Source organism: Aequorivita iocasae (assembly GCF_016757735.1).
In the GTDB taxonomy this organism is placed as follows: Bacteria; Bacteroidota; Bacteroidia; order Flavobacteriales; family Flavobacteriaceae; genus Aequorivita; species Aequorivita iocasae.
On record NZ_CP068439.1, the window covers coordinates 2,865,005 to 2,877,356 of the forward strand.

A 12,352-nucleotide genomic window follows, 5' to 3' on the forward strand; every position below is an offset into this window, starting at 1 on the left:
TTAGACCTATTCTTTAGCATCCTTTTCTAATTTTATAACTATGTCTAACCTAAATACAATAATTCCGGAACGCACCGCCAATATTGGTAATTTTATGGTGGGTCGCTTACTCCCATTCCGCGAAAAACGAATGGTTGGTCCTTTTGCATTTATAGATCATATGGGGCCAGTGGAGATGGATGAAAATGAAAATCTGGATGTCCCCCCCCATCCTCATATTGGGCTCTCCACGCTTACCTACCTTTTTGAAGGAAGTATTATGCACCGCGATAGTTTAGGTTCCGCTGTTGAAATTACTCCCGGTGCCGTAAATTGGATGACCGCCGGTAAAGGCGTAGTACACTCCGAAAGAACTCCTGAAAATCTTCGCAAAAGCAAAAAAAGATTACACGGTTTGCAGATATGGGTAGCGCTACCAAAGCATTTGGAAGCTATGGAACCTACATTACACCACACAAATAAACAGGATATTCCGCATTTGGAAATGGACGGAGTTTCAATTAAAGTGATTGCTGGAGAGGTTTTAGGTAAAAAATCACCTGTCCCGGTTCATAGTAAATTGTATTTTATTGAAGTGAAAAGCGGTAAAAAACGTAAAGTGCGTCTTGGCGATTATCTTTTTGGGGAAAGCGGCCTTTACATTTTGGAAGGAAATATTTTTAGTGAAGGAAACTGTTACGATCCCAAACAAATTCTTGTAGCCAATGACAGTAAGCTATGCGAGTTTGAAATTGGCGAGAACACTACAGTTTACATTTTTGGTGGCGAACCTTTTCCCGAAGAACGTCACATTCACTGGAATTTTGTTGCAACAGATAAATCTATTATAGAAAAAGCACGCGAAGACTGGAAGGCACAACTATTTCCAAAAGTATCCGGTGAGACTGAATTTGTGCCGCTACCTGATTAATTTGGTTTAAAATTTTTGTGTGCCAGCTCTTTCCGAACGCGGCTCAAACTTTCAGGGGTGATTCCCAAATAAGAAGCTATCATCCACTGTGGCACTCGCAACAATAAATCGGGATACATTTCAATAAAACTTAAATAGCGAACTTCTGCCGTTGCACCCAGTAACAAATTGATTCTTTTTTGCATATGCCGAATGTGGTTGTGCAATAATTTATCATTGAACCTTCTGAATACCTGGCTGGTTTCATTTGCCTTACAAATAAAATCCTCTCCTATTAAAACAACTTCTGTATCTTCTATGGCTTCAATATAACTTTCCGAGGCATCGTTAAAATACACACTGCTTCTATCTACAATAAACCAATTTTCAGGAGCAAATTGAATTACGTGCTCCTTCCCAGATTCATCAAGCATATAGGAGCGCACCAAACCTTTTTCAACAAAAAAGGAGTGTTTGCAAACCGCACCTTTCTTTAGTAGCAACTCCCCTTTTTGAAATGTTTGCCTTTTCAATTCTGAAGATAAACGCACCACTTCCTCATTCGTCATCCCCGAAATTTTTAATAAATAATTATTGAAGGGCGTCAGTGCTGTATTGTTTTTTTCATTCGTCATGGGAAGGGTTTCTAAACATTTTAAAATTACGGTTTTTTGCTGAATATACTCTTGGCACTTTTTTTGTTTTCTGAAGAAGTGAACACTTAAACCATTTCAATTATGAGAAATTCCACATCACCTTCCGTAAATGCCGGTAGTATGGCCGACATTGCCTTTTTACTTTTAATTTTCTTCTTGGTAACATCAATGATTCCAAACGATAAAGGGATTGCGAGCAATCTTCCGCTAGCATGCCCACCTGGTGCCGAGTGTAATGTGCCAATCAAGAAAAATAACCTTTTCACAATAAATGTAAATGAGAAGGGAGAGATAATGGCCAATGGAGAATTGACAATTGTGGAAGGTTTAAAGGAGAAATTAAAAACCTTTATAGATAATAATGGCGATACCTCTTGTGATCATTGCAAAGGTGAAAAACTTGCCGAAGCATCTGACAATCCTAAAAAAGCTTCTATTTCCTTATCAATCCATCGCGACGTCCCTTACCAAAGTTTTATTTCAATTCAGGATGAAATCGCCAAGGCTTATTTTGAATTGAGAGAATCCTATGTGACTGAAATTTTAAAAAAGGATATAGATAAAATCAGCGATGAAGAATTAAAAAAAGTACAGGAAGCTTACCCTTTCCGGATTATCGAGCTTTCCCAGTAATAGTATTTATATGAATTGCTTTTCATTTCAGTAATTTTTTTTATTTTAAATTTATATTAAAAGATGCATCAAAATGAAATGGACCTTCGAAAACTTTAAACCCAAATTACAAAATCTGGCGCCGGAAGTTCGTGAGAAAGCAATAGAGATAGCTCAAGAATTGATGCAAAAAGGGGGTATTTCAGAAGAAAAAGCAATTTCCAAAGCCATTATAGAAGCAGAAGAATGGTTTTATGATTTAGGAGGTTAAATTATATTAAAACTATTTCCAATTTGCAATATTAAAAATTTATTATTGCTGTTTTTCATGTTCTTCCAAATCCTTCCTCAAATCAAGTTTTCTCAGTTTTGGAAAGAAAAATCCAGTACCTAGTACAGTCAATATTGTCATTCCACCGCCAAAAACCACTGCGGTAACGGTTCCCATCAATTTGGCGGTAAGTCCGCTTTCAAAAGCACCCAATTCATTGGAAGAACCTACAAACATAGAATTTACGGAAGCCACTCGCCCACGCATGGCATCGGGAGTGCGCAATTGAAGGATGGTTTGTCTTATAATCATTGAGATTCCATCAGTCACGCCACTTAAGAAAAGTGCAATTACCGAAACCCAAAACCACGTGGAAAGCCCAAATACAATTATACAGATACCGAAACCGAATATTGCTGCAAGCAATTTCATGCCCGCATTTTTATTTAGGGGAAAATGTGCTGATGTAAACATAATAAGCAATGCGCCCACAGCGGGAGCAGCACGCAAAATACCAAAACCTTCCGGACCCACTTTTAAAATATCCTGAGCATAAATGGGGAGTAGCGCGACGGCACCACCAAACAAAACCGCAAACATGTCTAAAGTTAAGGCACCTAATATCACTCGTGTGTTTCTAACAAATTTAATCCCCTCTTTCAAGCTTTTCATAATAGGCTCACCAATGTTTGGGTTTAAAATCGGTTTCTTCGGAATTTGAAGTAACAGCAATAAAGCCATCAATGAAAATGCAAAAACAAAGCACATAGACCAATGCACACCAATCCAATGTATAAAAAATCCTCCGGCAGCGGGACCTACAACTGCGCCCATCTGCCAAACGGAACTACTCCAAGTAGCGGCATTGGGATATATTTTTTTAGGAACTAATAACGAAAAAAGTGAAAATATAGTAGGCCCAAGAAAGGCACGAACAATACCACCGATAAAAACCAATGCGTACACTAAATAAAGAACCACATTAGTTGAAAGATCGGAAACAATTCGAGGCCATGTCAATAAAAATAAACCAAGACTTACCACAGAAAAACCAAAAATACATTTTATAAGCAACCCTCGTTTTTCACTTTGGTCCACCACATGCCCCGCAAAAAGCGCCATGGAAACAGCGGGAATCACTTCCATTAAACCAATAATACCTAGGGAAAGCGGATTTTTGGTCAAACTGTATACCTCCCATTCAATAACTACAAACTGCATGGTCCAAGCAAACACCATTGCGAAGCGAACCAAAAGAAAAATATTAAATTCCCGAAATCGTAGAGCGGCGTAGGGATCAGTTTTCTTCATTTAAAAGAAATGAATTTTATAAGAATGAAATGCTTTCACGAAGCAACTACTCCGCTATTTCAAAAGTACTACACCAAACTGAATATGGCAATGGCATACAGATAAAAGCGCACAAAACGAAGCAAGCCAAACAAAAGATAGTTTCTGAATTTATAATGAATCATCCCGGCGGCCATACTGGTCATGGAAAAAGGAATGGGTAATAAAGCACCAACCACAATTAAAAAACCACCCCATTTACGAATGTGTTTTAAATGTTTTTTCATCTTTCCCTCCATGTAATCATAAACACGAGGAATGGTAAAAACCCATTTTCCAATAAAGTATGAAATGATACCACCAATATATGACAGTGCTGCCAATAAGGTTAAATACAGCAAAGGCTGTGGCATTTTATCGCTCCACGCTATAAAAATCTCTGGCGGAACAAGGCCTAAAAGTGATTCCGAAGCAAGGAATACAAGCAGAATATTTATGGGTGCATAGGTTTCTGTAATATAGGTAAACAGATTACTGAAATCTATTACATAAAGGTCTACAACAATTAATGCTGCTACCACTAAGAGAATCGGTACTATTGCTTTTTTAAGGCTTTGCCCTACAAAAGAATAAAAGCCAGTGTATTTATAATAAAGATGGGTACGCCTTAATTTATTTGTTTCAGTTTTTTTTACGGTGTTCATTTTCAATTTGGGATAATGCTTTGGAATTTTAATCTAATAAGCATCAATAAAAATTATGCTTACTAAGGTGCAAATATATATTTAAAGCCCCTACCCTGCAAGCATTTGGCAATTGTTTGGCGGTTAATGGAATGTTAAACATCGCGCATTCATTTCCCCAAAAAAATTCGCCTTAAAAGTTAATATTTCGTTAAATCATTACTTTGCATTACATAGTACTGTAACAATACTTTAATAACTGCGTCTTTTAGATATAACCCAATAAAAACTTTTATTATGAGAACTTTAGACAGCAATCAGTTAACAGCAAAGATGAAAACTTCAAGAGCCTATTCTTGGAATTTAAGAAGAAGATTTCACTAAAAATTCAAACAATTAAAAATTTATAATCATGAGAACATTAGACAGTAACGAAAAACAACACAGACCTTTAACTTCCAAATCACATCTTTGGAATTCGAAAAGACGTTTTAAATAACGTATTTCAAAAAAACCAATAAGACAATTAACTATGAAAACCTTACGAAACATTCAAAAGAGGATTAAATGCGGATCACAAAAGCAGCATACGTTGAACTATCTAAACGTCAATAAGCATTTGTTTGAAGATCCTACAATCAGAAAGACATGCAGATATATTTATTGAGACATATAAAATCAAAAACTGACTAAAGCTGGATTAAAGAAATTTGATTCAGCTTTTTTCTTTTCCCCTATTCAAGCTGGGTTTTGGTTTAGAAGGTTTTTTCTTTTTGGGCATTGGGCCTCTTAAGTGAATTACCAACCCATTTAAAAAATTCCGAAGAAACTGATCGCCACATTCCATATATTTAGGATGGTTCTCATTTCTGAAAATGGCGCCCAATTCACTTTTGGTTACAGCAAAATCAACCAACGAGCATATTTTTACAATATCCTCATCTCGCAGTTTGTGGGCTACGCGTAGTTTTTTCATTATATTGTTGTTTGAAAGTGCCATGGTTCTTTAGGTTGAATTATATTGCGAAGTTACCAAACTTAAATGGCAAACCTTAAATAGCTGTTATATTTTATTTAATATGTGTTAAATGGACTGCAGGTTTTCTTCATTTAAAATATCTTTAAAATAAAAAATATGAAAACTTCTGAGAAAAATACAAGTAAGCCCAAAGATGAAAAGCTTCCGTACAATCCAAATGTAACGGAACACGATAAGGATATACTGTCACAAAAAAACATCCATGGGGACGGTGGCGATGACCAGCAGCTAAAAGATCGAAAGGAAAAAGTAGATTTTGCTGGAAATGATCTAGACGTGCCAGGCCGCGAGCAAGCTAAAAAAAATAAAGGCAATGGCCTTCGCGATGAAGAGAACAAGCTATTCAGTCAAGGTAGTGACGATAATGAAAGTTTAGAGCAGGATAAACCGCTATAACACCCTCTTTAAACTTGATTACTTTCCGGTCGGTACCATGTAAACTGGGATTTTTGTATGCTCCAAAACACTGGATGCTACGGTACCGAGGAATATTTTTTCCAATGTTCCATGGCTATGGGTTCCCATAACGATTACATCTACCCTCCATTCTTCGGCATACTCCAAAATTCTTTTTGCAGTATCACCTTCGGCTAGGTGTGTTGTAATATTTTCTTTGCCTATATGTGTTGCTGTTTTATCAAGATAATCCTGTGCCACTTTCACGAATTCTTCCTGAATTCTGAAATCAACCGGAAACGCATAGCCTTCATAGCCCATAAAAGGTTCATATTGCATTCCGTAATAGCGTACATCGGCAAGCACGTGTAAGAGGCAGATTTCAGCATTCATTAATTGTGCAAGTTCTTTTCCTTTATTTACAACTTTTTCAGAATTGGGATTATAGTCCAATGTTATAAGTACTCTCTTCATAACTTTAAATATTTAGTATAAAGTTAAAGCACATTCGTTAAAATCCTTAAGTTTTGAAGAAATATTTATAGATTAAATTTTTATGAAAACCCCTTCATTGTATAACTGGCATTGTGAAGCCTAAAAATTTGATAAAGATTATTGTTTTACAACAATTGCTGTAGCTTTATTGCCGGTTAAAAGATTCCACTCATAAGAAGCTAGCAGATTACCAATTTCATCGTATATATTCAATTGCGCAGTATTGGGCCCAGAGGAACCTTGGTTGAGTGCTTCAAAATCTATTTTGTTAAACCCGTCCTGCAGTGGCAGATCAAAACCACGAAAACTGCCTTCAAGTCTTGCCTGTGGTATGGCGATTTCGCCATTAACATAAATACGGATCATATCACCATCCACAAATTCGTGGTCACGGTACATAAAAGTAGCTTTTTTGGCAGTGGTTTTAAAATCGCCCAAATATTGGTCTTTCCCATATTCAGGCTTTTCCTCTTTATCTTTTGTGAAATATTTTGGAGCTTTATTGGTTCCAGAATATTCCAATAAACCATCACCGTTTTGCATATCAATCTGTTTTTCTTTTTCCTTACCTATTTCAGAATTGTCAGGTGTGTTCGGGTTTTTGGTATTAGAAAGTGACGGCGCTTTGACGGCAGGAATCTCAAAACCTGTTGAGCTGTTCAGATTTGAATCGGTAGCATCAAAACGCACAGAATTATTGGGCAAATCTATTTGGGAGAATGTTACCCAACTGAACAGCACAAAACTGAAGAAAACTATTTGTTTTATCATACTTATAAAGCTTTCTTGATATTAACAACAATTGCACCAAAAATAGTATTCCAATTAAAATATATAATATTAAAACTGAAAATTTATTTTTTTCGATTTTTTCGTTTTCCTCGCCATACGAAAAACAACAACACTACGCATAACGGAAGCACGATATAAATAATAATATCTGCCGGATTTGACAAATCTATCGGTTTTTCACTTGGCTTGGGAACTTCGGTGGGTTTTTGCGCATACAGTATGGCACAAAAAAAATAGAAGGTGGAAAAAAGAATTTTTTTTAATCTCATAGAAATTTTCGTTTAAAGTATGCAAAAAAAATTATATAGTAAAATTTTAACAACTTCTGTTAACTATTTGGAAATTACCATAAAATGTATTACTATGCCGTGTTATTATTAAAAACAAGAGAATATATGAGACAACTTAAGATCACGAAGCAAGTTACCAATCGCGAAACCAAATCTTTAAACAGCTATTTACAGGATGTAAGCAAGATAGATTTAATAACAGCCGAAGAGGAGGTTGAATTGGCACAACGCATTCGTGAAGGAGATCAAGCTGCGCTAAATAAGCTGAGCAGAGCAAACTTAAGATTTGTGATTTCCGTGGCAAAACAATATCAAAATCAGGGATTGAGTCTTCCCGACCTTATAAATGAAGGTAATGTAGGTTTGGTAAAAGCTGCCAAAAGGTTTGATGAAACCCGCGGTTTCAAATTTATATCTTACGCCGTTTGGTGGATCCGTCAAGCCATTTTGCAAGCTATCGCAGAGCAATCTCGTGTTGTACGCTTACCGTTAAACAAAATTGGTGACATAAATAAAATTAAAAAGGCTTCCATACACTTAGAGCAAAAATTTCAGCGTATTCCCACTGCAGCTGAAATAGCCAAAGAACTTGATTTCAGTGAATCAAAAGTGAAAAGTTCACTTAAAAATTCCACGCGAAGTCTCTCAATGGACGCACCTTTCCAGGAAGGTGAAAACGATAATAACTTATACGATGTGCTTAGCTCTGGCGAAAGTCCAAACCCAGATAAAAGTTTACTGCACGAGTCGCTTCGCATTGAGATAAACCGCGCTCTTGATACTTTAGCACCACGAGAGGCTGATGTTGTAAAACTTAATTTTGGTTTGTGTGGGCAGCCGCCAATGACCCTACAGGAAATCGGTGATACTTTTGATTTGAGCCGAGAACGGGTAAGACAAATACGCGAAAAAGCAATCAGAAGACTTCGCCAAACCTCAAAAAGCCATATCTTGAAAAAGTATTTGGGCTAAACCAATATGTTAAAAATATTGGCGGCTTCAATATTTTAAGAAATTCTTAGTAACGGGTTTTATTTCTGCGGTTATCTTTATAAGGCTAACCATCAAAACAAATGACCACAGAAATAATACTCGTTTTTTCTATTCTTTTTGTCACCATTATTCTTTTCGCTTTCGAAATTTTTACGGTTGACAAAATTGCGATGCTAATCATTGCTTCCCTAGCCCTCACAGGGTTAGTGAATCCAGAAGAAGCAATTTCCGGATTTTCAAATACAGCAACAATTACTGTTCTTTCGCTAATGATAATTGCCTTGGCGCTGGAGGACAACGGGGTTATCGCTTCGCTGGCTCGACTTCTTAAAAACCTTCACATTTTACCGCTTTTCTTATTGCTTCCGGTATTAATGTTTATAACGGGTGGTATTTCAGCATTTATTAATACTACTGCAGTAGTAATTGTTTTTATCAAAATTATTTCAGAATTATCAAAACGCTTTAACCTCTCACAGGGCAAGCTGCTCCTGCCTATTTCGTTTGCGGGTATTTTAGGGGGAAGCTGTACCTTGATGGGAACATCCACAAACCTTATCGTAAACTCTGTTGCGAAAGACTTGGGCGCTGAACGGTTCAGTTTTTTTGAATTTACCTTTTTTGGCAGTTTTTTTTTAGTTGTTGGCATTATCGTAATAACAATTGCTTCAAAATGGCTTCCGAAGGATTCCAAAGAAGATTTACAGGACGCATATGATTTGGACAATTATGTAACAACGGTGGTAATTAATGAAGATTCTGACCTCATCGATAAAAAAATTGAGGATACCTTTCTATATACCAACCCAGAAATATCAATTTTAAAATTGAACCGAGGCAAGCAAACCACCAACGCTCCCGGACGGTATATTACCTTAAAGGCAAAAGACAAGTTGGTTTTGATGTGCGATTTGGAAAATCTTGCAAAGCTTAACGAAGCAAAGGATTTAAGCGTCCACAAAACAAAGGAAAATTTTCAAAAAAAGGAAGAAGAGGTCGATGCAGACAGCTCCAAAAAACAGGAAGATATAGGATTGGTAGAGCTTTTGATTCTTCCGGGTTCTATTTTAATAGGAAAAACCTTAAAGCAACTTCGCAAGCAAACTTTGCAAAATGCACTGCCCATTGCAATAAAAAAACGCAGAAACATCCGAAATACTAAAGAAAGGTTGGTCCGTAAAAACATTGAACAGATTACCCTTAAGCCTGGGGACAGATTATTGGTAGAAATTCCAAAAGATGAAATAAACCAACTGAATGAAATGGAAAACGTGGCCATACTACGTGAGCACGAAACCAAGCCTTCGGTAGATAGAAAAAAAAGGAGTATCTCATTTGCCATTCTGATATTGGTAGTTGGATTGGCAGCAAGTGGGGTTTTGAGCATTTTAATAAGCGCCATAACTGGCGTGGGGCTTTTGCTCTTAACACGTTGCTTAGATTTAAATGATGTATACCATCGAATAAATTGGCAGGTCATATTTTTACTTGCAGGGATGATCCCTTTAGGGATTGCAATGAACAATACCGGTGCTGATAAATGGATTTCAGACCACTTGCTTGATATTTTGAGCGGACAATCAAATATTATAATAATTGGGCTTATCTTTTTAATAACGATGCTCATGAGCAGTGTGGTAAGCAATAATGCCACGGCAATTATAATGACGCCTATTGCAATAGCCGTTGCCGTGGGGCTGGATTTAGCGATGAAACCTTTTATTTTGGCAGTACTTTTTGGCGCCAATTTTAGCTTTTTTACCCCAATGGGCTACCAAACAAATACCTTAATCTATGGGATGGGCTTTTATAAGTTCAAACATTTCTTTATAATTGGTGGCATTCTTTCCATAATCCTATGGATTTTGGGTACATTTATGCTTTCAACATTATTTTAAAAAAATGCAAGATGGCCAAAGAAAATTTTTCAATTAACAATTCTATTTCAAATTTGTGGGACAAACTGGATGGCTGGCTAGATGCAATTATCCTAAAGCTTCCCAATTTTGTGGTTGCCATTTTGGTAATGGTGATTTTTTACTTTATAGCCAAAGGCCTCCGAAGGCTATCCAATAGATTGCTTTTTCGTAAAATTTCCGAAGAATCCATAAAACAGATGCTTTCACGCATTGTATATGCTGTAGTACTGCTCATAGGATTTTTTATTGCGCTCGGCGTTATGCAACTTGACAAAGTTCTTACATCCGTACTCGCAGGTGCCGGAGTAGTGGGCTTGGCAATTGGTTTGGCCTTACAAGGTACCTTGAGCAATACCTTCTCTGGGCTAATGCTTTCTTTCTTGCCCAAGGTTCGCATTGGCGATTTTATTGAGACCCAAGGCAAAAATGGTTATGTAGATGAAATAAACCTTCGCAACATAACGATACGGCAAACAGACAATGAATACGTCATAATACCCAATTCCGTTTTTATAGAAAATCCTTTTACCAATTATTCCTTATCAAACCGGTCACGAATAGATGTAAGTTGTGGTGTGGGCTATGAAAGCGATTTACAAAAAGTTGAAGATTTGGTGGTAAAAATAATGTCAGAAAATTTTGAACAAAAGCACAATGAAGGAGTTGAATTCTTTTTTACTGAATTTGGTGACAGTTCCATCAACTTTGTCACCCGCTTTTGGATATCCAGCACAAAACCAAAGCCAAAACTTGAGGCCCGGCACAAAGCAATTAAACTTATCAAGAAAAACTTTGACGAGGCTGGCATAAACATCCCGTTCCCTATCCGCACTTTGGATTTTGGAAAAAACAGGTTGCAAATTGCACCCAATAAGGATGAGTAAAAAATTTATAAAGTTTAAATTAAGATATTGCATATGAAAAAATTGCTTAGAATATTGTTGGCAGGTTGGGGCGCCAAAAAGATTGGCGGCGGCAAATGTGGCTGCATTGGCACAATTGTAGTTTTCCTAATCCTTTATTGGTTGTTGGGTTTCGTATTTGATGTTTTTTGAGAAACTACTTTTAACAAAACAATAGCATCCATTAACTAATTTTTTTGAGAGGTACGCGGTTATATTTGCACTACAAACCTTTAAAAACTTAGTATTATGAAAAAAGCTATTGCACTAACCATGCTGGCGACAGCTATTTTTGCTACCTCATGTGTATCAAAAAAGAAGTATGTAGAATTGGAGAACCAGTACAACGATACCCGTTCTACCCTAGCCAAAACCCAGCTTGAAAAAGAAGAAATTGAAGCCAAATACGCAAAGATTGAAGAACGCGTTGCTAGTTACAATTCAAAAATCCAATCATTGACTGACAGTAACAACAGCCGTCTTCAGCAAATTGAAGGTGTTGTGGTTTCAGAAAATGATAAGGAAAACATGCGAAAAGCCCTTGCCAAGGTAGATCCCCAAGAATTGGCACAGGCAAAAACCCTAAAAGATTCAATGAATCTTATCGTTTCCCACAATCTTAAAAAGAACCTAGATAACAGTTTAGCGGGTGAAGGTGAAGAAGACGATATCAAAATCGATATTGATGAAACGGTAGTAATGATTACTATTTCTGATAAGTTGTTGTTCAATTCAGGAAGTGCACGCGTTAACAAAAAAGCAAATCCACTTTTGGAGCGTCTTGCGAATGTAATCAACAGCGAGCCAGCACTTGAGGTTATGGTTGAAGGACACACAGATAGCCAGACCGTGAAGCCAGGCGCTTATATTAAAGATAACTGGGAATTGAGCGTAGACCGTTCCACTGCCGTGATTCGCATATTGCAGGATGAATATGGTGTTGCTCCAGAAAAATTGATTGCTGCTGGACGTAGTAGTTTTCACCCTCTAACCGAAAATGAAACCAAGGAAGGCCGTGCTACTAACAGAAGAACCCGTATTGTAATTCTCCCAAACCTTGATAAATTCTTGGCGCTTCTTTCTGCCAACTAAATACTTAGACAGTATATATTTAAAAAGGCGGTT

15 protein-coding genes are annotated in these 12,352 nt (G+C 36.9%); 9 read left to right on the forward strand and 6 right to left on the reverse strand.

Annotation, left to right across the window (positions count from 1 at the left end; genetic code table 11):
- The first annotated feature begins 40 nt into the window (after positions 1–40).
- The gene (locus tag JK629_RS13160) at positions 41–910 is read left to right on the forward strand and encodes a pirin family protein (protein ID WP_202336072.1); all 870 of its coding nucleotides are present in this window, start codon (positions 41–43) and stop codon (positions 908–910) included.
- Here the strand turns inward: JK629_RS13160 and JK629_RS13165 are convergent.
- Entirely contained in the window at positions 907–1,524 is a 618-nt protein-coding gene (locus JK629_RS13165) for a Crp/Fnr family transcriptional regulator (RefSeq protein ID WP_202336073.1), read from the reverse strand. The two genes, JK629_RS13160 and JK629_RS13165, sit on opposite strands and share 4 nt — an antisense overlap.
- Positions 1,525–1,626: 102 nt before the next feature.
- Here JK629_RS13165 and JK629_RS13170 point away from each other — a divergent pair, with 102 nt between their 5' ends.
- Positions 1,627–2,178 carry an ExbD/TolR family protein gene (locus JK629_RS13170; RefSeq protein ID WP_202336074.1) on the forward strand — a complete coding sequence of 184 codons (552 nt, stop codon included), beginning with the start codon at positions 1,627–1,629 and terminating at the stop codon, positions 2,176–2,178.
- 73 nt (positions 2,179–2,251) lie between these two features.
- Entirely contained in the window at positions 2,252–2,428 is a 177-nt protein-coding gene (locus JK629_RS13175) for a hypothetical protein (RefSeq protein WP_202336075.1), read from the forward strand.
- Positions 2,429–2,470: 42 nt separating this feature from the next.
- Here JK629_RS13175 and JK629_RS13180 read toward each other — a convergent pair whose 3' ends face one another.
- From JK629_RS13180 to JK629_RS13190, 3 genes are all read right to left on the reverse strand, one after another.
- Positions 2,471–3,739 (reverse strand): MFS transporter, encoded by a 1,269-nt coding sequence (locus tag JK629_RS13180; protein WP_202336076.1) that lies wholly within the window; start codon positions 3,737–3,739, stop codon positions 2,471–2,473.
- A gap of 68 nt (positions 3,740–3,807) precedes the next feature.
- Entirely contained in the window at positions 3,808–4,422 is a 615-nt protein-coding gene (locus JK629_RS13185; protein WP_202336077.1) for a YqaA family protein, read from the reverse strand.
- 694 nt (positions 4,423–5,116) lie between these two features.
- On the reverse strand, positions 5,117–5,401 hold the full coding sequence (locus tag JK629_RS13190) for a DUF1456 family protein (protein ID WP_202336078.1): 285 nt from the start codon (positions 5,399–5,401) through the stop codon (positions 5,117–5,119).
- Positions 5,402–5,536: 135 nt separating this feature from the next.
- On the opposite strand from JK629_RS13190, the gene JK629_RS13195 reads away from it, so the two are divergent.
- A complete protein-coding gene (locus JK629_RS13195) occupies positions 5,537–5,836 on the forward strand; it encodes a hypothetical protein (protein WP_202336079.1) in 300 nt (99 codons plus the stop codon).
- A gap of 18 nt (positions 5,837–5,854) precedes the next feature.
- Here the strand turns inward: JK629_RS13195 and JK629_RS13200 are convergent, their stop codons facing one another.
- Both JK629_RS13200 and JK629_RS13205 read right to left on the reverse strand, forming a co-directional pair.
- Positions 5,855–6,310 (reverse strand): universal stress protein, encoded by a 456-nt coding sequence (locus JK629_RS13200; RefSeq protein WP_202336080.1) that lies wholly within the window; start codon positions 6,308–6,310, stop codon positions 5,855–5,857.
- A gap of 138 nt (positions 6,311–6,448) precedes the next feature.
- On the reverse strand, positions 6,449–7,102 hold the full coding sequence (locus tag JK629_RS13205) for a hypothetical protein (protein ID WP_202336081.1): 654 nt from the start codon (positions 7,100–7,102) through the stop codon (positions 6,449–6,451).
- Positions 7,103–7,518: 416 nt separating this feature from the next.
- Between JK629_RS13205 and JK629_RS13210 the strand changes: the two genes are divergently transcribed.
- The 5 genes from JK629_RS13210 to JK629_RS13230 all read left to right on the forward strand — a co-directional run bounded on the left by JK629_RS13210 (position 7,519) and on the right by JK629_RS13230 (position 12,319).
- Positions 7,519–8,385 (forward strand): sigma-70 family RNA polymerase sigma factor, encoded by an 867-nt coding sequence (locus tag JK629_RS13210; protein ID WP_068760299.1) that lies wholly within the window; start codon positions 7,519–7,521, stop codon positions 8,383–8,385.
- Positions 8,386–8,486: 101 nt separating this feature from the next.
- Entirely contained in the window at positions 8,487–10,304 is a 1,818-nt protein-coding gene (locus tag JK629_RS13215; RefSeq protein WP_202336082.1) for an SLC13 family permease, read from the forward strand.
- Positions 10,305–10,315: 11 nt separating this feature from the next.
- Complete coding sequence (locus JK629_RS13220) at positions 10,316–11,209, forward strand: mechanosensitive ion channel family protein (protein WP_202336083.1); 894 nt, start codon at positions 10,316–10,318, stop codon at positions 11,207–11,209.
- 33 nt (positions 11,210–11,242) lie between these two features.
- A complete protein-coding gene (locus JK629_RS13225; protein WP_045080956.1) occupies positions 11,243–11,380 on the forward strand; it encodes a hypothetical protein in 138 nt (45 codons plus the stop codon).
- A 96-nt stretch (positions 11,381–11,476) separates the two neighbouring features.
- The gene (locus JK629_RS13230) at positions 11,477–12,319 is read left to right on the forward strand and encodes an OmpA/MotB family protein (protein ID WP_202336084.1); all 843 of its coding nucleotides are present in this window, start codon (positions 11,477–11,479) and stop codon (positions 12,317–12,319) included.
- The last annotated feature ends 33 nt before the right edge of the window (positions 12,320–12,352 follow it).

Coding starts and splice junctions, on each gene's coding strand:
- JK629_RS13160 (WP_202336072.1), top strand. CDS start 41: ATGTCTAACCTAAATACAATAATTCCGGAACGCACCGCCAATATTGGT.
- JK629_RS13165 (WP_202336073.1), bottom strand. CDS start 1,524: ATGACGAATGAAAAAAACAATACAGCACTGACGCCCTTCAATAATTAT.
- JK629_RS13170 (WP_202336074.1), top strand. CDS start 1,627: ATGAGAAATTCCACATCACCTTCCGTAAATGCCGGTAGTATGGCCGAC.
- JK629_RS13175 (WP_202336075.1), top strand. CDS start 2,252: ATGAAATGGACCTTCGAAAACTTTAAACCCAAATTACAAAATCTGGCG.
- JK629_RS13180 (WP_202336076.1), bottom strand. CDS start 3,739: ATGAAGAAAACTGATCCCTACGCCGCTCTACGATTTCGGGAATTTAAT.
- JK629_RS13185 (WP_202336077.1), bottom strand. CDS start 4,422: ATGAACACCGTAAAAAAAACTGAAACAAATAAATTAAGGCGTACCCAT.
- JK629_RS13190 (WP_202336078.1), bottom strand. CDS start 5,401: ATGGCACTTTCAAACAACAATATAATGAAAAAACTACGCGTAGCCCAC.
- JK629_RS13195 (WP_202336079.1), top strand. CDS start 5,537: ATGAAAACTTCTGAGAAAAATACAAGTAAGCCCAAAGATGAAAAGCTT.
- JK629_RS13200 (WP_202336080.1), bottom strand. CDS start 6,310: ATGAAGAGAGTACTTATAACATTGGACTATAATCCCAATTCTGAAAAA.
- JK629_RS13205 (WP_202336081.1), bottom strand. CDS start 7,102: ATGATAAAACAAATAGTTTTCTTCAGTTTTGTGCTGTTCAGTTGGGTA.
- JK629_RS13210 (WP_068760299.1), top strand. CDS start 7,519: ATGAGACAACTTAAGATCACGAAGCAAGTTACCAATCGCGAAACCAAA.
- JK629_RS13215 (WP_202336082.1), top strand. CDS start 8,487: ATGACCACAGAAATAATACTCGTTTTTTCTATTCTTTTTGTCACCATT.
- JK629_RS13220 (WP_202336083.1), top strand. CDS start 10,316: ATGGCCAAAGAAAATTTTTCAATTAACAATTCTATTTCAAATTTGTGG.
- JK629_RS13225 (WP_045080956.1), top strand. CDS start 11,243: ATGAAAAAATTGCTTAGAATATTGTTGGCAGGTTGGGGCGCCAAAAAG.
- JK629_RS13230 (WP_202336084.1), top strand. CDS start 11,477: ATGAAAAAAGCTATTGCACTAACCATGCTGGCGACAGCTATTTTTGCT.